The organism is Sphingopyxis macrogoltabida, from assembly GCF_001314325.1.
Classification (GTDB): domain Bacteria; phylum Pseudomonadota; class Alphaproteobacteria; order Sphingomonadales; family Sphingomonadaceae; genus Sphingopyxis; species Sphingopyxis macrogoltabida.
The window spans coordinates 401,588-422,455 of the sequence record NZ_CP009430.1; the positions used below are offsets into that span (position 1 = coordinate 401,588).

15 protein-coding genes and 1 pseudogene are annotated in these 20,868 nt (G+C 63.2%); 10 read left to right on the top strand and 6 right to left on the bottom strand.

The window, feature by feature from the left end:
* Positions 1-6 precede the first annotated feature (6 nt).
* From LH19_RS26865 to LH19_RS26875, 3 genes are read left to right on the top strand one after another with little or no spacing between them, the layout of a single operon-like run.
* On the top strand, positions 7-1,224 hold the full coding sequence (locus LH19_RS26865) for a tyrosine-type recombinase/integrase (protein ID WP_054732971.1): 1,218 nt from the start codon (positions 7-9) through the stop codon (positions 1,222-1,224).
* Entirely contained in the window at positions 1,221-2,159 is a 939-nt protein-coding gene (locus LH19_RS26870; RefSeq protein ID WP_054725041.1) for a tyrosine-type recombinase/integrase, read from the top strand. Before LH19_RS26865 ends, LH19_RS26870 begins: the two co-directional genes overlap by 4 nt.
* Entirely contained in the window at positions 2,156-3,148 is a 993-nt protein-coding gene (locus LH19_RS26875; protein WP_054725040.1) for a tyrosine-type recombinase/integrase, read from the top strand. The genes LH19_RS26870 and LH19_RS26875 overlap by 4 nt, the downstream gene beginning before the upstream one ends.
* A gap of 82 nt (positions 3,149-3,230) precedes the next feature.
* Here LH19_RS26875 and LH19_RS28260 read toward each other — a convergent pair.
* A pseudogene (locus LH19_RS28260) lies at positions 3,231-3,854 on the bottom strand (ArdC family protein); the annotation flags it as partial.
* 202 nt (positions 3,855-4,056) lie between these two features.
* Positions 4,057-6,165: a ParB/RepB/Spo0J family partition protein gene (locus LH19_RS26880; RefSeq protein ID WP_054735361.1), complete on the bottom strand. Its 2,109-nt coding sequence runs from the start codon at positions 6,163-6,165 to the stop codon at positions 4,057-4,059.
* A gap of 248 nt (positions 6,166-6,413) precedes the next feature.
* On the opposite strand from LH19_RS26880, the gene LH19_RS28935 reads away from it, so the two are divergent.
* Positions 6,414-6,569: a hypothetical protein gene (locus tag LH19_RS28935; protein WP_156344074.1), complete on the top strand. Its 156-nt coding sequence runs from the start codon at positions 6,414-6,416 to the stop codon at positions 6,567-6,569.
* Between the two features lie 55 nt (positions 6,570-6,624).
* Here LH19_RS28935 and LH19_RS26885 read toward each other — a convergent pair whose 3' ends face one another.
* Complete coding sequence (locus LH19_RS26885) at positions 6,625-8,544, bottom strand: strawberry notch C-terminal domain-containing protein (RefSeq protein WP_407696756.1); 1,920 nt, start codon at positions 8,542-8,544, stop codon at positions 6,625-6,627.
* Here LH19_RS26885 and LH19_RS26890 point away from each other — a divergent pair.
* Genes LH19_RS26890 through LH19_RS26900 form a run of 3 tightly spaced genes read left to right on the top strand, consistent with a single transcriptional unit; the run spans position 8,526 to position 11,994 of the window.
* The gene (locus LH19_RS26890; RefSeq protein WP_026149763.1) at positions 8,526-10,073 is read left to right on the top strand and encodes a tyrosine-type recombinase/integrase; all 1,548 of its coding nucleotides are present in this window, start codon (positions 8,526-8,528) and stop codon (positions 10,071-10,073) included. The two genes, LH19_RS26885 and LH19_RS26890, sit on opposite strands and share 19 nt — an antisense overlap.
* Positions 10,067-10,981, top strand: a complete 915-nt coding sequence (locus LH19_RS26895) for a tyrosine-type recombinase/integrase (protein WP_019053427.1) — start codon at positions 10,067-10,069, stop codon at positions 10,979-10,981. Before LH19_RS26890 ends, LH19_RS26895 begins: the two co-directional genes overlap by 7 nt.
* The gene (locus LH19_RS26900; protein WP_019053426.1) at positions 10,978-11,994 is read left to right on the top strand and encodes a tyrosine-type recombinase/integrase; all 1,017 of its coding nucleotides are present in this window, start codon (positions 10,978-10,980) and stop codon (positions 11,992-11,994) included. Before LH19_RS26895 ends, LH19_RS26900 begins: the two co-directional genes overlap by 4 nt.
* Here the strand turns inward: LH19_RS26900 and LH19_RS28265 are convergent.
* Together LH19_RS28265 and LH19_RS26905 are read right to left on the bottom strand one after the other, a co-directional pair.
* Positions 11,984-13,288 carry a hypothetical protein gene (locus tag LH19_RS28265; protein ID WP_082737013.1) on the bottom strand — a complete coding sequence of 435 codons (1,305 nt, stop codon included), beginning with the start codon at positions 13,286-13,288 and terminating at the stop codon, positions 11,984-11,986. The two genes, LH19_RS26900 and LH19_RS28265, sit on opposite strands and share 11 nt — an antisense overlap.
* Positions 13,289-13,536: 248 nt before the next feature.
* A complete protein-coding gene (locus LH19_RS26905) occupies positions 13,537-15,990 on the bottom strand; it encodes a strawberry notch-like NTP hydrolase domain-containing protein (RefSeq protein WP_054735367.1) in 2,454 nt (817 codons plus the stop codon).
* Positions 15,991-16,177: 187 nt separating this feature from the next.
* On the opposite strand from LH19_RS26905, the gene LH19_RS26910 reads away from it, so the two are divergent.
* The 3 genes from LH19_RS26910 to LH19_RS26920 all read left to right on the top strand — a co-directional run bounded on the left by LH19_RS26910 (position 16,178) and on the right by LH19_RS26920 (position 19,370).
* The gene (locus tag LH19_RS26910; protein ID WP_054735371.1) at positions 16,178-17,530 is read left to right on the top strand and encodes a DNA primase; all 1,353 of its coding nucleotides are present in this window, start codon (positions 16,178-16,180) and stop codon (positions 17,528-17,530) included.
* 212 nt (positions 17,531-17,742) lie between these two features.
* Complete coding sequence (locus LH19_RS26915; protein WP_054735376.1) at positions 17,743-18,120, top strand: helix-turn-helix domain-containing protein; 378 nt, start codon at positions 17,743-17,745, stop codon at positions 18,118-18,120.
* Positions 18,120-19,370, top strand: coding sequence for a type II toxin-antitoxin system HipA family toxin (locus LH19_RS26920; RefSeq protein WP_054735379.1), 1,251 nt, complete (start codon positions 18,120-18,122; stop codon positions 19,368-19,370). The genes LH19_RS26915 and LH19_RS26920 overlap by 1 nt, the downstream gene beginning before the upstream one ends.
* Positions 19,371-19,556: 186 nt before the next feature.
* On the opposite strand, the gene LH19_RS26925 is transcribed toward LH19_RS26920, so the two are convergent.
* On the bottom strand, positions 19,557-20,402 hold the full coding sequence (locus LH19_RS26925; protein ID WP_054735382.1) for a DUF7146 domain-containing protein: 846 nt from the start codon (positions 20,400-20,402) through the stop codon (positions 19,557-19,559).
* Positions 20,403-20,868 lie beyond the last annotated feature (466 nt).

Sequence of the window (20,868 nt, forward strand, 5' to 3'; positions counted from 1 at the left end):
ATGATCATGACGGAAACTCAGTACACTTGCATCGAACCCTATCTCGACTCGTTCATCGAGAGCTTCGCGGCCGCCAATTACAAAACGGGAACGCTCAAAACCTACCGCCATCTCGTTCGGAATCTGGGGCGGCTGATGGACGCTGAGGGCGTGGAGCCTTCCGCATTGACGCTCGATCAGGCCGAACGGCTGGGACGGATGGTGCCGCGAAAACAGGGTCAGAAGCTTTGTCCGCATAATCTGGCGCGTCGGTTCGCCGCGCATCTCATCGACATTGGCGTGGCGCAGCCTGTGCCGCTGACGGACGCTGAGGTGATGCGGACCACGCTGTTGGCGGACTTCGAGGCCTATCTGGTCAAACAACGGGGCCTGAGCCCGCGCACGATCAGGCACACGCTGGGCTTCGCGAACCGGTTCCTCGACTATCGCTTCGGCAGGCAAATGATCGACCTGACGCGGTTGAGCGGTGCCGACATCACTGGCTTCGTGCAGCAAGTGCTGGCGCGCCGGACGCCCTATCGCGACAAGACGGTAGCGACGCATCTGCGGACCTTCTTCCAATATCTGTTCGCGCGTGGCGCGACCGCGACCAATCTCGCACCCAGCGTCCCCAAGACAGCCCAGCGCTGGGATGCGCGACTGCCCCGGCACCTCTCGCCCGATGGCGTTGAGGCGGTGCTTCGCTCGGTGCGCAGCAATCCCCGACATGCCGCACGCGACTATGCGATGTTGCTGCTGATGGCGCGGCTCGGGTTGCGAGCGCCCGAGGTGATCGCGATACGGTTGGACGATATCGACTGGCGCGCGGGCGAACTCATGGTGCGCGGCAAGGGCGAGTTGCACGATCGGTTGCCGATATCCGGCGAGGTCGGGGACGCGCTGAGCCGCTATCTTCGCGATGAGCGCGGGCCAACGACATGCCGAGCCGTGTTCGTCAGCCACCGCGCGCCGCACCGCGCGTTTAAGAACGGCCAGATCGTCAACGCCATCATCAAGGATGCACTGGCGGCGACCGGGCAAAAGCCGGTGACGCCATACGTCGGATCACATGTGTTGCGTCATAGCCTTGCGACCAGACTGGTGAACGCCGGTGCTTCGCTCGACGAGGTGAGCGACGTGTTGCGGCACCGCTCACGGTCATCGACCCTGATATATGCGCGGCTCGACATTGACGGGCTGCGGTCGGTCGCGCAGCCTTGGCCAGTTGCGGGAGGCGTGCAATGAGCATCGTCCTTCAACTCGACCGTTATCTGAGCGTTCGGCGCAGTCTCGGCTACGATCTTCGTACGGATGAACGGATACTCCGGCGCTTCGCCCGCTTCGCCGATCAGGAACGCGCTTCGCACGTCGATACGGCGCTGTTCCTGCGCTGGGATGCGAGCCTGCCCGTTGTAGGCACATCCACACGCTCGGCACGGTTCGGCAAGGTGCGGCTGTTCGCGCAGTGGCTGAGCGGTATCGACCCGGCGCACCAGGTGCCGCCGCGCGGGCTGCTCCCTGAGCGTTATGCGCGGCAGCGTCCTTATATCTATACGGAGGCCGAGATCGCCGCGATCGTCATGGCGGCCAAGGGTCTGCCGTCCATCTATGGCCTGCGCGCGCTGGCCTGCTCAACCCTGTTCGGGCTTATCGCCGTAACAGGGCTCAGGATCAGTGAAGCGCTGGCGCTCAAAGACGATGACATCGACACCGAGACTGGCGTGCTGCGCATACGGCGCGGAAAGCTTGGCAAGGAACGGTTGCTTCCGCTCGACCCAAGCGTGGTAGCGCAGCTCATCGCCTATGCTGCAGAGCGCGACCGACTGCTTGGACGGTCCTCGCCAGCACTGTTCGTCACGGAAAAGGGAACCCGCCTGACCGACTGCAGTGCCCGCTACAACTTCGCGCACGTCTGCCAGCGGATCGGGCTGCGGCCCGGCCAACAATATGGTCGGCACGGCCGGGGGCCGCGCATCCATGACCTTCGCCACAGCTTCGCGGTGCGCACGATGATCGGGTGGTATCGCGCGGGCAAAGACCCCGCGCGCGAAATGATCCGACTGACGACCTATCTGGGTCATACCAATCCCTCCAACACGTTCTGGTATCTGGAGGCGGTCCCGGAACTGCTCGATCTGGCGATGGCCCGTGCAACCCGCCGGCCGGAGGTGAACCAATGAGCGTCGCGACCTTGCCTGCGCTGATCCAGCGCTTCTTCACCGACCGGCTTTGCACGCAACTGGAGGCAAGCCGCCACACGGTTGCAGGCTACCGCGACACGTTCCGGCTCCTGCTTCGATATGCGAGCGCGCAACGTGGCAAGCCGCCGGTCAAGCTGACGGTCGAAGACATCGACGCCGATCTGGTTGCCGACTTCCTCAGCCATATCGAAACGGCGCGGGGCAACGGCGCTCGCAGCCGTAATACCCGACTGGCCGCGATCCGATCGTTCTTCCGCTTCGTCGCGATGACCGACCCAACCTGGCTACTGCACTGCCAGCGCATCCTCACCATGCCCAACAAGCGCTATGTGAAGCGTGCGGTCACATTCCTTGACGCGGATGAGATCGCGGCGTTGCTCGCAGCGCCGGATCGCACGACATGGACGGGGCGGCGTGATCATGCTCTGCTGCTGCTCGCGGTCCAGACTGGTCTGCGGGCATCCGAACTGGTTGGCCTCACGCGGGGTGATGTGGCGCTCGGCACCGGCGCGCACGTCCGCTGTATGGGTAAGGGCCGTAAGGAGCGCGCCACCCCGCTTCGCCGCGAAACGGCTAAGCTGCTGGCGACGTGGATCGGCAACGACAAGGATGAGAGCAGGCCGCTGTTCCCATCGATCCGGGGCGAGCGGCTGAGCCGCGACGCGCTCGAACATCTGGTACGCAAGCATTGCCTGACGGCATCGCGCGCATGCCCGAGCCTCGACACCAAGCGGGTCACACCGCATACGCTTCGCCACAGCACGGCGATGGAACTGCTCCACCACGGTGTCGATCAAACGGTGATCGCGCTCTGGCTTGGTCACGAAAACGTCGAGACCACCCAGATTTACATCCATGCCGACATGAGAATGAAGGAAAAGGCGCTCGCTCGCGTCGCGGCCCCTGCCACCCCGCCCGGCCGGTTCCGACCAGACGATAACCTCTTGGTGTTCTTAGAAGGGCTCTGATTATGCCGAACAGCCGCATGGCCGATGCCGGGCTGTCTGGCCTCCAGCGGAGGCCATGCGGCATAATCTGGGTTACGGCATTATGAACGGTCTCGTGGCAGCGTGTGGAGGCATAGTGGTCGATGCTCGTGAACGCGGAGCGGTGCGGCATCTGGATATAGTCGAAGGTCGGCGAGAAATACGCCTCGTTTCCGCCATGGCGGACATCGGCGGGTATCGCCGCGAAGAAGGCGTCGATTTCAGCCTGACGTTCGGACGGTGCCACAGGCAACTCCGGCTCCACGACGTAGAAATATGCAGGAAGGCCGTCAATCTGGTCGGCATTGAACACGATATAGTGTCGAAGGAAGCGGATGCTCCGCTCGACATCTCGACCGGTATCGGGATCCGCCTCGAGCTTCTTGAACGAGGAGTAATAGACCGACACCGCGCCGGTCTCGCCCCGGCGAACGTTGCCGCCGAGCGCTTCGGCCTGGCGGTAGGTCATCCAATAGCGGGAACGGTAGCCCTCGGCGTCGGCGACAGCCCAAAGGTAGAGCGTATTGATGCCGGTGTACGGTGTTCCGCAGTGGCGCAAGGGGCGACCGCCCACATGGCCCAGGCTCCAGGGCCGCGACCATGGCGGGACCCCATCCTCGAGCTTGCCGATGATGAGATCGGTGATTTCGGCCGCTACATCGCGTCCAGGACATTTGAGGTGAGGCATGGCGCTTCTCGATCACAGCGAAGCGGGCTCCTCCCGCTCCTTCACTTCATATTGTCCACGCCTTCTTCCCTTTTTCCGGCGCGCGGGCCGCGCGGGCGCCGGAGGTTTGCCGGGCGATTCCGGAATGTGATCTTCACGCACATGAAAAATGCCGCCGGCGCTGGGAGCGCCGGCGGCCAGGCATCTAGGATAAGTCTGTGCGTCAGGCGGCGATGGCACCCTCTTCGTCTTGGAGGACTTCGTCTCCGGCGGGTTCGTCGACGGCCTCGCCGCCATTGATCACGTCTTCGACGCCATCGTCCGCCGGCCCGACGGTATCGACTTGCTCATCGTGGGCCTGATCGGTTTCCTCAACCGTGACCGCATCGAGGAACCTCATCGTGTCGGGGACCCAAGCGATCGCCGCGTCCCGAACTTCCGGCTCGACGATCGCATCGCCCGCGAACATTTTCTCGCACGAGCTCGAAATCTCGGCCTTCTTCATCGTCGCGTGCCGCGCGGTAAGCGCCGCGCCGCCGACCTCGGCAAGAAGCGACAGGATCGAGCCCTTGCTGATGCGGTCGAAATAGTTTTCGGAAGTTGGCCGCCACCAGCTCGCCACGTCGACCTCCATGATCGTCGCCAGACGGTTGTGGAGCGCACTGTGCTCGGCGCGATAGCTGGGCTTCGCCTCGAGGGACCGGGCGACGATATAGGCGAGCCAGTTCGCCTTGCTGTCATCGTCGAGCGCCCGGAAGGCCTCGAACCGGTCGACCTCCGACTTGTGTTCGGTCCAGGCCGCGTCCAGGCCCTCATGCGCTTCGGCAAGATACCCGCGCGCGCGCGTTTCGGGCTGCTGGCCGGAGACGGGATCCTGCGGCGGGCGAGCGCGGATCGTCGAGCCATAAGCGCTGAACGAGCTGTGGCGATCGTCGATCATCACGAACAGGGCATAGTCGAGCGCAAGACCCGGGTGGGCAAGAAGCGTGGCCGCAAGGACGTCGCGCCGCTGCATCGAGAGTTCGTCGAAGAGGCGCGCGCTGAGCGGCTTGCCCCCTGGCGCCACGGTTTCCGGAGCCGGAGGCGTTGCCGGTTTGCCGTTCGAGCCACCGATCGGCCGATTGTCAACTGCCCGGTCACCGTCGGCACCCTCGTCGGCATCGCGGTCGCTGGGGACTCGCACCGGCTGTTCACTATAGTAGACGGTGTCGAGCTGCATCTCGCCCCTGGGCGTCAGCTTTAGGAAGAGACCGACTTGCGGCTTCAGCTCATCCGGAAGCACCGGCGTCGTATCATGGATCGCACGAATCTCGTCGCTGAGCGCATCATGCTCGCGATCGAGCGCCTGATAGGCTTCGTCGGTGAGGCTCTCGTCGTCCATCTCGATCGAAATTTCCGACTGGCGCGCGTCAATCTCTTCCAGTCGTGCGACCTGCTCCTCGGTCGGGTCGGGCTGGGGCAGAATGACACGGTAGAGTCCGGCCGCGGCATTGTGCGTATAGCTCGACGCAATCGGCCTGATCCACCCGAGCCCGAGTTCCTCGCCGACACGCTTGGCTTCGGCTTCCATGAGCTCGGCCGCGAGTCCTTGCGCGATCTCGGGGTCGATCCATTTGTCGCCGTCTTCGCTGAACAGGTCAGGGTCGATCTTGCCGCCCGCCGCGACGTAGCAGTCTTCGCCGACGAGAATGGCGACAGGATCCGTCGACTTCATGGTTTCGTTGGCGATGACCCGGCGGATGGTGTCGGCATTGGTGTAGTTCCCGCCATAGGCCTCCCAGACATGCAGCTGCTTCGCCTGATTTTCAGTCGACGCATAGGCTTTGGCGATATCGAGGGTGATCTCGCCTTCGGCCAGCGCATCGAAGATCGGTTCCGCCAAGGTAGCGAGGCGCAGGCGGCCTTCCACGAAGCGCCTGGTAACGCCGAGGCGCTTGGCGACGCCGTCGATATCGCCGTTCAAGCCAATGAAATACTGGAACGCGCGGCATTCTTCCGCCGGCGTCATTTTGAGCTGATGGAAGTTCGCCGCGGTCCCCGTCTCCGACAGTGTCGCTTCGTCGCCGGTCAGGACCTTGACGGGAACATCATAGTCCTCGGCGACGATGACATTGTCCTGGACGAGCTTCATCAGCGCGCGCAGGCGGCGGCCGCCGTCGAACACCTCGAAGTTGCCTCGCGGCTTCTTGACCGGATTGACGAGCAGATTCTGGAGGAGGCCGTGCGCTTCGATATCGGCCGCAAGCTGCGGTATTTCGAGCAGCTCTTCGGGCCGGGTGCGGACGTTGATCGGGGAAAGTACAAGCTTGGAAAGCTTTACCATTATGGTCATCGGATGAAGTCCTTCTGGCGTCCGGAACAGCCCGGACAACCAGCTCCCTCCCCCTCCCCTCTTCCTAGGCGCCCCGGCGCGCGCGCCGCCGTCCCGGCGGCGAGCTTCAGCCGCTGCCCCGCGGAGTGCCATTCTGGACCGGATAGCCGCTCGACACCTGCCCTTCCGCGACTAGGCTTAGGTGGGGCGACCGGCACGAAGCGCGGGGCGACAGTGGAATTTTCGGAGCCGGCCAGGGAGCGATGGAGATGACAAGCGATGTGCTGAAGATTGCCTGTGGCGTGTTCCTGGGCATGATGGCGTTTTGGATCGTCACCGTCCTCCTCCCGAGCCTGCTTCCGCCGAGCGCCGACGAGCGGGCTGCCCAGGAACTACTCGACAGACAGTTCGCTCCAGCGCGCTGAGGAAGCAGGTCGGCGCCAGCGTGTCGCTGGGGCGGTTGCTCGGCCGACCCGATGGTCAGCCTTGTTGACCCAGGATATTCGCCAACACGGCGTCAGCTGACGCCGTGGGCACGAACAGCCGGGTCCGGTACTGGATGATTTCCGTGAAGCAGCCCGCCGCCTTGAACCAGGCGAGCCTCTCGTGCGGATAGCCCGTCAGTTCGATGCGCTGCGATCCGTTGACCAGGCTCCGCTTGATCGTGAGCGCAAAGGGGTGACTGATGTCGATCGAGCGCCCGGCGGCAACGGCCTTCGCGATCGCGTCGGCAGGCAGGTCCTCCTTGCGGTCGATGCCGAGCTTAGCGAACAGCCGGGAGACATGATCGTCGAAGACGAGACGCCCGAGCCACGCCCGGCCCTCCTGGTCGACGATACGGTTTACCGCCAGATGATCACTCGGCAGCGCGGACCAGATCGGCAGCAACAGCCCGGTCGCGAGCCGCAACGTCTCGCTGTCGACCTTGTCGCGCGCGGCTTCGACCTCGCGCTCCCACACCGCGGCGAACGCATCGCGGTCGACGATCTCCCAAGAGGACTCGAGGAGGTCTTGCTCGCGCATATATTGGTTGCGCGTGGGGCGCATCAGCTCGACGCGCGGGATCGGAATCCCTTCCTTCTCCTCCATTAGCGAGCGGGCGCGGGTCCGGAGCGCCGCCATGCCCGACTTGCGGTTCATCATATAAGCCACGCTGGAATCGCCGTCGGCGATCCGCAGGATACGATCCAGCGACACAGGATTTCGCCGCCTTTCGATCTCGATCGTCAACAAATGCGATGTGGCCCCGGTCTGCGGGTCGGTCCGAAGCACGACGTCATCGACCACCGTCGCCTTGTCGACCAGGATCGTCTCGACGCCCACATCGAGACGTCCGGCATCGCGCGCCGCTTCGACACGCGTTTCGATGAGCGCCAGGAACTCGTCGAATATGCTATTCTGGCGCGCGATCGGAAGCGCGAGGATACGGTTGAGCCACCGCTGGATCGGCGGCATCTCATCTTTCATCACCCCATCCTGGTCGACGAGTTCGAGGCCGGTCCGTTCCATGAACTCGTCAAGCGTGATGCTCGCCAGCTTTCCTCCCGCCAGCAGGTCGAACCAGGTCAGAAGGGCCGCGCAAGCATATTCGCTTTCGAGGTTGTCGGCGGGATCGAAGAGCCCCTGCCCGCCCGTCTGGCGCTGTCCGCGCGTAAGCGCGCCCAATGTGTCGAGACGCCGGGCGATCGTGCTGGTGAAGCGAAGCTCGCCCTTGCAGTCGGTGGTGACCGGGCGGAACAGGGGTGTCGACGCCTGGTGCGTCCGGTGGGTCCGCCCAAGCCCTTGGATAGCGCGGTCCGCACGCCAGCCGGGCTCGAGCAGGAAGTGGACGCGCTGTTCCTGGTTCACCGCATCGAGCGACGCGTGATAGCTTCGGCCCGTCCCGCCGGCGTCCGAGAAGACGAGGATTCGCTTGCGGCCCGCCATGAATGCGGCTGCCTCAACCTGGCTTGTGCGTGCCGACCGCGATTCGAGTTTCTGGCGGCCGTCGGAGGCCGTGATCAGGCGCTTGGTGCGCCCGGTCACCTCCGCAACATTGTCGTGCCCAAAATGTTCGAGCAGTGCGTCGAGCGCGGACATGATCGGCGGCATGGCGCACAGCGTTTCGATGAGTTCGTCGCGTGCGGCTTCCGCTTCGGGATTATAGACGGGATGCCCATCGTCATCCACCATCGGTATCGAGCGCAGCGTGTCGGTATCATCCTTGAAGACACGCATCTGCCGCGTCGGGAACGCGCGTTCGAGGTAATCGATGACATATTCTTTGCAGTCGCAGTTTATGTCGAGCGTGGTGGCGGGAGGCGCAGGTTTCCTTCGGTTTTCCATGATTTCACTCCAGATAATTACGGTTCCCTCGACCTCAACAAGTCGAAGGAACCAACATGCGATCAAGATCATCATTGCCGTTTCGAGCGGCCCCGCTCCGGGTCGAAGACCCGCCCAGTCACGGCACCCTTCTCACCACATTCCTCTCCTCTCAGTCGCTCGACGAGAAGTCAGGCTGTGCGGTTCTGTATGGCGCGGCGGTCCGCCATTTCCTGCATTGGCTGGGCCTGCATAGGATCGCCATCCGCACGATTGACGATCGGGCTGTCCGGCGGTTCGAAAAGCATGGGTGCCGGTGCCACCGGTATTCGGCGCAGCAAGCGCACTACAAGGCTGACCAAGCAGCAAGGGTCAGGCGCTTCGTCCGGTTCCTGGAAGATCAAGGCTACGTCGAAGTCGACGACGGGATCGACGATCTGCCACGGCACCTCGCCGACTATTCCGATGCGATCGATCGCCTGCAACTTGCCGAGGGACCGGCACAGGCCTATCGGTCCGAGGCCGAGCATTTCGTGGCCTGGCTTCGCATGGCGCGGCGCCAATGGATCGATATCGATGACACGATCATCGACCACTATGCAGCGCATGATTGCCGATGCCCGGTCTGGCGCAAGCGGGGCAAGTTGGTCGCAACGGGCACCAAGCGGCGGCGGCGATGCGCACGGCACTTCGTCGAGTTCCTGCGAGGCCGGGGCGCCATCCCATTGGTTGAACCGGTGGCGGACGATGACCCGCACATGTCGGCTTACTTGGCATGGCTCAAGCAACACCGCGGCGCCACGGACGAGACGATCCGGCGCTACCGGACCGATATCAGACGGCTCATGCCAATGCTGGGCGAGCCTTCGCAATGGGATGCCGCCGGACTCAGGAGCGCATTCCAACGACGAAGCAAGGAGACGCCGGGGTCGGCATCGCTGCTCGTCACGATAATGAGGAGCTACATCCGGTTTCTGGTCGTGCGTGGCGAGTGCCGGCCGGCATTGTTGCATGCAGTTCCATCAGTACAGCGCTACCGCCTTTCGACGCTGCCGCGCCACGTCGACCCGGCAACGATCGAGAGGATCATTGCGGCCTGTCCGACAGATCGTCCGGTGGAAGTCCGGGACAAGGCCATCATTCTCCTGCTCGCCAGGCTCGGCCTGCGGGCTGCCGATATTCAGAACATGCGTCTCGACGACATCGACTGGCGATCCGGCCACCTGACGGTCAAGGGCAAGACGCGTCGACCGGACCGCCTGCCATTGCCGCAGGATGTTGGCGACGCGATCCTGGCATATCTTGCGGCAGCCCGCCCGAAGGCCGCCGAAGAGCATCTGTTCCTGCGTGCACAAGCACCGTTTCGGCCATTCCGCTCGTCCGCTGAGATAGCGGGCATCGTCGCTCGTACGCGCGACCGCGGTGGGATCGAAGGAGTGCCGACCGGGTCGCACATATTCCGGCATTCGCTTGCCACCAACCTGCTGCGCGCGGGCGCAGGCCTGGAGTCCGTCGGGACCATCCTGCGTCACAGCTCGCCCGAGACCACTGCCATCTACGCCAAGGTCGATCTGCCGATGCTCATGAAGATCGCGCAGCCCTGGCCGGGAGAACAGTCATGCTGAACATCCACATTTCCAGATACGTGGCGCTGCATCGCAGCCTCGGGCTGAAGTTCTCTGAACAGGAACGCATGCTGCGCCTGTACGCCGCCTACGCCGGGGGTTTCGGCGATCGGCACACTCAGGTCCAGCGCATCTACGACTGGTGCCATACGTCGAGCTCACAATATGTGGCCCGCCGGAGGTTCGACACCGCACGTAACTTCAGCCTTTTCGCTCACGCCGAAGATTCAGGCCACGAAGTTCCGCCTGCCGGCGTCTTCGGTCGGGGCAAGCGGCCACGCCCGACGCCGACCATCATTGAGCCGGACCAGGTGCGGGCGATCATGACTGCTGCATTGGACGTTCCACCCCAAGGCACGATCAGCCCACACACGTACCATTACCTGTTCGGGCTGCTGGCGGCGACAGGTCTCCGGATTTCCGAGGCCCTCGCATTACAATGCAAAGATCTGGTCGAGGATGGCCTGATCGTCCGCAACGGCAAGTTTGGCAAGCAGCGGCTGATTGCCTTGCAGCCATCGACGCGCCAAGCACTCGAAGCCTATCTCGCCCTCCGCGAGAAGCACGCGGCCAGGGGCAACGACCTGTTCGTCACTATCCGGGGACGGGCACCGCACAAGGTGCGCGCCCACGTCGTGTTCGTCAGATTGGCCCGGCAGCTCGGATATCGTGGACCAACCGGTACGGCGGGCATGCGACTCCACGATCTGCGGCACACCTTCGCTGTCCGTTCCCTTGAGTCCTGCCCACCTGACAGGGAGGCCATCGCTCACCACATGGCCGGTCTCAGTGTCTATCTGGGGCACGCGTCGGTCGCCAACACGTACTGGTATCTCGAGGCCACTCCGGTGCTGCTGCGCGACATTGCGGCTGCGAGCGAGCAGCTTTACCGGGGAGAGGCGGCATGACGGCGCTCGCTCCGCATCTCTCGGCATACCTGCGTGAGCATCTGCCACGCGAACGTGCTGTCAGCCCGCACACAGTGAAGACTTATGCCAACTGCTTCGTCCTCCTCGTTCAGTTCGCTGCCGATCGGCTGAAGCGTCGGCCGACCGATCTTGAGATCGAGGATCTCGGCCCCGACATGATCATGGCTTTCCTGGACCATGTCGAGACCGGGCGCGGCAGCTGTGTGCGGACCCGCAATGGCAGGCTCGCCGCGATCCGGTCCTTCTTCCGGTACATCGAGTATCGGATTCCGGCCTGCCTGGATCTGGCCCTCCGCGTCAGATCGATCCCGACCAAGAAGACCGACAAGGCGCTGATCGACTACCTCGACCGGGCCGAGATCAAGGCTTTGCTCGATGCCCCGGATCCCCGGACACGCCTTGGCACCCGCGATCGCGCGATGCTGCATCTGGCCTATGCCGGCGGGCTGAGAGTGTCGGAACTCGTAACGCTGCAGCTGCGCGATTTCCCGGACCGCTCCCTGTCCACCGTGCACATCATGGGCAAGGGTCGGCGTGAACGGGTCCTGCCGCTCTGGAAAGAGACCCAGTTCGTATTGCGCGCGTGGCTTGCGATACGGCCCGACGCGCAAGCTGCCGAGATATTCCTCAATGCCAACGGGCAGCCCATGACCCGCGACGGATTTGCGTTCCGTTTGGCCGAGCACGTCAAGACCGCGGCAACGAAGCAGCCGTCGATCCTTGGCAAGCGGGTTACGCCGCACGTGCTGCGGCATTCCTGTGCGATGCACACGCTCGCGGCGACCGGGGACATTCGCAAGGTTGCATTGTGGCTCGGCCACGCCAGCATCCAGAGCACCGAGACCTATTTGCGCGCCGATCCCGAGGAGAAGCTGCAAATCCTCGCGGCTCACGGCGCACCCGCCATCAGGCCCGGGCGCTTCAAGCCGCAAAGCGACGATCTACTATCAATGCTTCAGGAAATACGTGCAGGAGGTCATGTCAAAATTTGACACAGGTCCGCATCGCAGTTCGAAGCGCCAGTGGCGCTCCCGCCAACAAAGCTTCGCCTTCGAGGCGGCCGTTGATGCGTAGCATAACCGAACCGTTTTGACGGAGAAGCATCGGAATGAGTTGGGAACCAGTGAGGTTGGCCTGCCAAAACGTGCTCTGAGCGTTCGCGCGGCCGGTCGGAATGTCAATTAATCGACCAGCAAAATTCCATGTAACCGTAACGCGCGGCACCGTCGCGGGCTTGTTAAGGAGCATGGCCATCATGGGGCGGTTGCCTTCACAAAACAGGCTAAACGACTTGATGTTTGGCGAAGCAGCTACATCGACATAGGCCATTGGGGCGCGACCTTGGACCGGCACGACCTCCCAAGCAGTCCCAGGCAGCGGCACTGCGTCCTCAGGTGGGCTGTCCATAAGCAGGCGAGCAATGTCCTGGGGCACGGGCAAGCGGCCTCCTTGAGGCGCATAGACCGTCAACTTTCCCTTTTCCCAAAGGCCAATTTGAACAGCACGGCGATTTGCATCAAGCAAAACATAGGCTTGCTCTACACCGCCTTGATGCGGCGCATTTCCCGTAACCCAATAGAGAGATCCTTGTCGTTGGAGACCGGATATCGCCGAAAGATTGCTGGCCAGCAGGTCTATTTTGCGGCCCAAACGCGAACGTATCGCGTCAGCTATCGGACCACTTGTCAAAAGATCTATTCCGTTGGGATCGGAATCACTTTGGAATTTTCCTATGGAACTCGCAAGATTGGTCCAGGCTAGCGGCGTCGGTTTTCCCAAGACTGGCCTTGCTTGCAGAGGTGCTTTTGAAGCAGCAGATGCCGGCCCAGACCCCTTGCACAAGAGCAGTGGGGATTGCGACACGAGCGCTGACTTGAACGGATCCAGGCGCTGTCCAGGCGCGACGTCTGCTTCAAGGCGGACTACGCCTCGCTTTTCGTCGTCATTGACCGTCAAGATCACGCGTCCGAAATCGTTGGCATTGACAGGAAAAGGAAAAAAGACCGCGCTAACGCCTTCATAGGTCGGGCCAAGAAACGAAGCCGCGTACTCAAACCGGGTGCTTTTTACAGTCTGACCAGACGCTTTGAAAGTAAAGCCGGTTTCGTTGATCTCAAGGCTCGCCCCTCGAGAGCAATCGCCACGCGGCGCATACGAGCCATAGCTTCCTTCGAGATCCATGCCTTTTAATGACGTCAATGTCACTGCGCCTGCGACGCCGGGCAAGCCCAGAAAAATCCCTGCGAGAAAAACGATAATGGGGCGCTTGGGCAGTTTGTTCGGCATGGCAGATCTCCATGGCGGACAGCCTTGCATCGGGACCTCGATTGAAAGCGACGAACGACTGCCTCGGGGATTTTCTACAACCTGCACCATTCCAGCGGTGCCGACAATCCTAACGGCCCCAGCATTCAACCTTGTCAGGCAATTATCTGGAGTGAAATCATGGAAAACCGAAGGAAACCTGCGCCTCCCGCCGCCACGCTCGACATAAACTGCGACTGCAAAGAATACGTGTAATGTTGAGCTCAACATTACACGTATTCGCGCGGCGACAGGTCGATTTCGAGATCAGCGCGTTCCTCGGGGCTGAGCTCGGCGAGCCGCCGGTTGAGGATGGACTCGGCGGTCGTGACGAGCTGAAGGACCACCGACTGCCCGCTGGCGAGATGATCCTCGGCCGCGGCGATCACGGTCGGAAGCTTCATCGACAGAAGAAGTTGGCCGAAGAAGCGTTGCTTTGTGGACTCGAAACGCGAGCGGGCCGACGCTTTCGCGCCGCTGTTCAAGGTCGCGTTTTCGATGGAATCGACGATCGCGGTGAGCTCGAGCGCCCGCTCCATGTTGCGATGGATGATCGCCCAGGCGTCGGCGTAGCTGTCGTAGATCGCGATTTGGTCGGGCGTCAGCGTATGGCGCGCGACGTCATACTCGACGCCGGCGAAACTCAGCGCCCTGGCGGTGTAGAGGCCCAGTGCCTTGAGGTCGCGGGCGACGAGTTCCATGGCGGCGATTCCGCCCTTGCGGATTTCCGCGATGAACTGCTCACGCCCGGCAAAGGCGGTTTCGGGACCCCAGAGACCCAAGCGCACTGCATAAGCGAGATTGTTGACGTCGGAGGCGCCGGTGGCGGATGCGTAGAGGACTCGGGCGTCCGGCAGGTGGTTCTGGAGGAGTACGCCGCAGACGCCCTGAGCCGAGCCTTCCTGCTTGCGTCCAAGCGCTCCCTCGCCTCCCGCGACCCCGCCCATTTCGTGGGCCTCGTCGAAGCCGATAACCCCTTCGAAATCGCCGTCCGCCCATTCGATGATCTGCTGGAGGCGTGCGTGCTCGCCGCGCGCGGAGCGAAGCGTAGGATAGGTGACGAAGAGGACGCCCTGTTCGAGCGGGATCGCTTGATCTATTTTCCAGTTTGAAAGCGGCTGGATGTCGGCGGCGAGGCCGCCGAGGCCCGTCCAGTCGCGGCGCGCATCCTCGAGCAGCGCCTCGTTCTTGGACACCCAGATGCTGCGACGGCGGCCCTGCAGCCAGTTGTCGAGGATGCAGGCGGCGATCTGGCGCCCCTTGCCCGCGCCCGTCCCGTCCCCCAGGAAATAGCCCTTGCGATAGGCGCGGCCGTCCTCGGCTTCCTCGAGTCCGACGCCTTCCTTGCTGGGCTTGAATTTGCCGGGGAGATACTGGGACCAGGCGTGGCCCGCATAGACGACCGTCTCGAGCTGGGATGCAGAAAGCAATCGCTCGCTGACGGTCCGTTCGGGCAGGTGCGGGAGGTAGCCGGGGATCGGCGCGGCGATCGAGCCCATCGCGACCGATTCGACGAGCGCCGTCGGATGCTCGCCAGCCGTTTCGAACTCGATGCGGCTCGGCCTGTAGGGAAGATAGACCCCGACCTGTTCGAGCAGCGGCGCAGGCGTATCGAGCGTCGCATAGCCGACCGGCAGCACATTGTTGCGAACGGGAGCGTGAAAGGGGCGCGGCTTGGCCGGGCTGCTCTTCAACGCGCGGAAGAGCGACGGATTCGAGGCGCGCCGAGGCGTGGACGTGGGCGCGGCCGAGACGGCTCCGCGTGGGTGGACCTTGAGGCTCTGGATCAGGTCGCGGATCGACGAGCTCTGGATTGTCGCGGTCATGGCGGCGCCCGGCATCTTGTCGATCACGAAGAGCCGGACCGCAATCGAAGTGCCGTGCTTGAGATAACATTTCTCGAGCCGGACCGAGCTGCGCACGCTAACCTCGCGCAGCGTCGTCTCGAAAAGGTCGCGCATTCGAGCATTCCGACCGAACCAGTCGGGCATGATCGCGACGAGACGGCCGCCGGGCTGAAGACGCCGCAAGGCCGCCTGCAAGTGACGGACCGCCGCGTGGGAATCGGCGCCGATACCGACGGAGCGCGAGAAAGGCGGGTTCATCAGGATGACGGTTGGGCGGGGTGACGCGGCCAGTGCGGAGTTGATCGTCGCTCCATCATGTCCGGTGATTGTCGCATCCGGGAAAGCAAGAGCGAGCCGGGTACGCCTCGCGTGCGCATATTCGTTGAGCTGCAGCCCTGCATGGCCGCGGCACTGAGCAACCAGAAGACCGTTGCCGGCGCTGGGTTCGAGGATGATGTCCCCCTGCTGGACATTGGCGAGCAGGACTGCGACCGCCGCGAGATCAACCGGGGTCGAGAATTGCTGCCACTCAAGCTGGTCTTCGCTCCGGACCGTCTGGGTCGGTAGCCGGTCGTTGAGGTCGCATGCGGCGACGACGTCGCCAAGCTCGCGCAAGGGATAGGGGTCGGTGAGGAGATGGTGCGCGAGCGCGTGCTCGAGCAGCTCGAAGCTGTCGCGCTGCGTCCATTTGCCGTCGGCGTCGGTGCCGCCGAACGCCTCGGTCATCGCGGCATTGAGGACCCTGCGGGTGATCGGCTCGTCTGCGCCGAGTTTTTGGGCGAGGATTTCTGACGCGCGGCGTTCGGCCGCATCGGCGGCCTCGAACAGATTGGGCATATCGGGATCTCCGGACTCGCTGCCCCATCGGCAGCTTCAGTCCACCTCCCCCTCCCCTCCTCCGCGCGTCAGGCGGCGTCCGCGAGCCACGGACGTGGTTGTGATTTCAGCGTGCGCCGCTGGAAGAGCGTGACTATGGTCGCAAGGTTTGGAGACAAGCCAGGTCGGGCGGCAGACGGGGGCGATTATGGTATCCGACAGCGACGCCGGGTCGCCCGCTTCCGACGAACATGGATCGACGAGCGCCGCCAGGATCGCCGAAGTGCGCGAGGCGGTGGCGGCAGCCGCGGACTGGTTTACTGCGCAATTTCACGCAGACGCCGGTGAACAGGCGCGTTCCTATGCTCGGGAGCGTGGGATTGGCCCCGACATGCTCGCCGCGTTCGGGATCGGCTATGCACCCGCCGCGCGCGGCTCGCTTCGGCGTGCCCTCGCCCGTTTCGGGGATGAGCGGCTGATTGAAGCCGGCCTCCTGATCTCGGTGGATGACAAGGAACCCTATGACCGTTTCCGTGACCGCCTGATGATCCCGATATGCGATCCCCTGGGGCGGGTGATTGCATTCGGGGGTCGCGTTCTGGGCGACGGGGAGCCGAAATATCTGAACTCTCCCGAGACGCCCTTGTTCGACAAGGGCGGAACGCTCTTCAATCTCCACCGTGCTCGCGGCGCCGCACGGACATCGGGCGTGCTCGTCGTCGTCGAAGGCTATCTGGACGTGATTGCTCTGGCGCAGGCGGAGGTCGACCAGGCCGTAGCGCCGCTTGGCACCGCCCTCACCGAAGCGCAGATCGCAGCGCTTTGGGAAACGGTTGAAACGCCGGTCCTCTGTTTTGATGGCGACGCCGCCGGCCAGCGGGCAGCCATGCGCGCCGCCACGCGCGCCCTGCCGATGCTGAGGAAGGGCCGATCGCTCTATTTTGCCACACTGCCGCCCGGCCAGGATCCGGACGATCTTGTCAGGGCGAGCGGGGTGGAGGCCTTCGCAAAGCTGGTGAGGTCCGCAGAGACGCTGGCCGACCGGATATGGAGGACGGAGGTCGACGCAAAGCCGCTCGACATTCCCGAGGCGCGCGCCGGGCTTCGCCAACGGCTCGGCGAGCATGCGGCGTCGATCCGTGACTCCGCGCTGCGGCAAAGTTACCGGAAAGAGTTCGAGCGACGCTGTGACGCGCTGTTCCGCGGCGGCTATATTCGGACCGACGCAGGTCGCGCGCGATACAGTCCATCAGCTGATCTGAGCGATCAGGACAAGATGCGACGTGGTCCAGGACAGGCGATCATCGCTGCCATTCTCCACGGCCTCGTCCGGTTTCCCGACATCGCCCGGAATGAGCGCGGGACCGTCGCCATGCTGCCTATCACCGATCCGGAACTGGCTGCGTTTCGCGACCGGGTGCTGACCGCGATCACCGCGGGCCGGGCGTTGCCGGTTCCGGATTTCCGATCGACACTCGCCTTCTCCTTCACGAGGGATGATCCAAACGGGAGCGAGGACTTGCGAAAGGCGCTGTCTACCTTTGGAGTTTCGGATGACTGATGGCTTTGGTTCGTTCAACGGAGTCCATTGCTTGGCTGGGAGCGACCAATCGATCTGTTGAAGGAGGATCGATGACAGAAGGTGGCGTGCGCGGCGCAGACGGTTTTCGGGGATCCGCGACGCTGCGCAGGACGCGTGTTTGTTGACGGACGAGTTAATTAGTCATATATGACGAATAGAATCGTATAAATGGTCATATATGGTAGGTTGTCATGGGATCGTCCAAGACTGGACCGGCGCTTGAGCGGCTAGGTCAAGATATCCGAAATGCGCGGCTTCGGCGCGGTATTGCCGCGGCGGATCTCGCTGTGCGCGCCGGAACGTCGCCGAGTTCCGTTGCCCGTCTCGAAAAGGGCGATCCGGGTGTCGCGATTGGCACGCTGGCAGACGTGCTCGTCACTCTGGGGCTTGTCGAACGGCTCGCTGACTTGATTGATATCCGCAAGGACGATCTGGGGCTGGCGCTAGCGACGGAAAATGGGCCGCGCCGAGGTCGTTCCTTCGCGTCGAGGCTCCGAAAGCAGAAGACCCAACCGGCAGGCAGTCGGGATGGCAAGGATATTGTCGACCCTGACGGAGCGTCGTTCTGATGGCCGATTTGTCCGCGCGCGTCGGCCTTGGCGAAGGCCTGACACCGGTCGGTCAGCTGCGCTTTACCCAAGCCGGATCGCGGCAGTTCTCGACGTTTGCCTATGATCCGGCCTGGATCGAAAATCCTCGCGCTTTTGCGATCCAGCCGGACATTCCCCTCGACGCAGGCCCCTTTCATACATCCGGCCAACCTGGACATATGCACGACGCATTGGCCGGCGTTTTCGCGGACGCGGCGCCCGATGCATGGGGGCGCCGGCTTCTCGAACGCGCTTATGGCAACGGTCTCAACGAGTTCGAGTATCTGACGCTCGCGGACGACGCTTGCCGGCAGGGGGCGTTGCGCTTTCTGAATGACGAGGGCGAAGTCATTCGCGGCAAGGCAGCGGACGCCGTTCCCCGTCTGATTGATCTCGAAGCCCTTACCGCAATCGCCCGCGCATATGAGCAGGGCAAAGAGATTTCGCCCCAGGACATGCAAGCGCTTGCCGGGGCCGGCGGATCGGGCGGCGCACGTCCCAAGGCCAATATCAGGGACGGGGATACGCTGTGGCTGGCCAAGTTCACGTCAGCGCACGACCAGCAGCCGATCGAGCGAGCCGAAGTTGCGACCCTTCTCCTCGCCGAAAGCTGCGGGATTCGGACGCCGACGACGCGGCTGGAATTGGCCGAGACCCCGTACCCGGTGGCCCTCATACAGAGGTTTGACCGACGCGGAGCGGCCCGCATTCCCTATATTTCCGCGCGCACCGCGCTGGCCAAAACAGGAGCAGAGCTCGGCTCCTATACGGAGATCGTCGATTTCATGCGGGGAAATTCGGCAGACGCCAAGGCCGATTTCCGCGAACTTTTTTTGCGGCTGATCTTCACAATCCTCGTTTCCAACAAGGATGATCATTTGAAGAACCATGGCTTCCTCTACGTCGGCGGGGGACAATGGCGTTTGTCCCCTATGTTCGACGTCAACCCGGCCCCAGATCGGAACCCGCACCTGGAGACCGCGATAGTCGAGGGCGGCTCTCATGATCGGTCGATCATGCTGGCACTGGAAAACAGCGAGTTCTTCGAGATAGCCGAAGCCGATGCCCGTCGGATGATCCGCGAAGCGGCGCAGCGTATCTCCGGGAATTGGCGTGAAGCATTCCGTCGGCAAGGGATTTCGGGTGCGTTGGCGCGTGACTATGAACCGGCCTTCGTGAACGAGCAGATGGAAGCGGCGCTCGCGCTACAAGCCATATCTGACGCATAAGGTGCTTTTGTTCGTCATATCTGACTGATTAGACTCTTTCGACAAGAGGGCGGCTGACCCTGGTGACGCGTTACCGGGGAATATGGACGCGCTTGAATGTGACTTCTGGCCGGCGGGTTGCTATGATCCCCTTCACCAGTCGGCAATGGCGATTGAGACGCTGGAGCCTAAGGGCGGCGGCTTGAGTTAACGCCGCCCGCCGGTCTCCAGCACCTTCGCCCAATCCTTGAAGCCCGTCGGCGGTGGCTTGCGTTCGATCACGAGTCCGGGACGCGCATAGCCTTCCTCCGCCTTCGCGGCCGCGCGCCGACCCTCGGCATCATTGTCGATCGCGAGGATCAGCCGGTCGATGGTCGATGGCACCAGGATCTGGTCGAGGCGCCGGGCACCTAGGGAGGCCCAGCAAGGGAGATCGTTGAGGAGCGTGAACGCGTGGGCGGTCTCAAAGCCCTCGGCGAGCGCAAGCGTGCCCTGCCCCGCCCTACTGCCCTGCCAGGCGCCCCGCGCCGGCCTGCCGAGCATCAGCTTCATTCGGTAGTTGGCGGTCTCTGGATCCAGGAAGATCCTCTGGATCGCGGTGAGCCGGAGGCCCTCACGAACCGCGACAAGCAGTGCCGGCAGGAAGAGCGTGAAAGGTCGGGGGCGGTATGGACATCGCGGATGAAATCGCAGGTCGCGCGGTTCGGGCCACAGGTGACGCGACGTGAGATAGCGTGCCGCGAGGGTCTGGTCGACGGGAAGTGCCTCGTCCCACAGCCGTTCGGCATTTCCGGCGCCGGAGGTCGGTTGATCCTGGTAGCTATAGTGGTGGCCAACTTCGATGCGGCCAAGTTCGCGAAGCACGTCATGGCGGTCGCATCCAGCAAAGCAGGTCACGAGGACGCCGCGATCGCCTTGGCGAAGGGAGAGGCTCGGCGTCCTGTCGGCATGGGCGGGACAGAGGCACATGGCGGTCCTGCCGTGCCATGTGCCGCCTAGGGCGCCGACGAGGTTGATGAGCTCCTGTGAGGGAGCGTGGGCGGTCAGAGACATGATTCGGTCCTTTCGGCCGCTCGGCTCCCCCTCCCCTTCCCTTCTTCAATGAGTCCAGCCGTTGAAAGCGCCCGGCGCCAAAGCGCCGGGCTGTTGAAAGTGTGGGCGATTCCAGCCTTCTGGTGCGCCACTTCGGCAGCCTTGCTGGAAAGGTCGATATCTATCCTGTCCGATTGGGGGCGCGACCCCTCGCCCTTCCCTTCTTCAGTTCATTGGCGCGTTCCTCAACGCTTCCGGCCAAAGGAATCGGAGATCATCGTTGATCGGGAGAAGGCCCTGCGAACCAGTGCCGAAGACCGTCGGGCGGCACTATCCTGTCCTCTTGGGGGTTAGCAGCTTCGGGCTCCGCATGGTCCAATGAAGTGAGCCGGTCTATCACCTGCAGCACGATCGTTGGCATCCCGCGTGATTGGCGGTCGCGCCGCATCGGCCTCCCGCCCGCGCGGGACGGCTCCGAGATCATCGG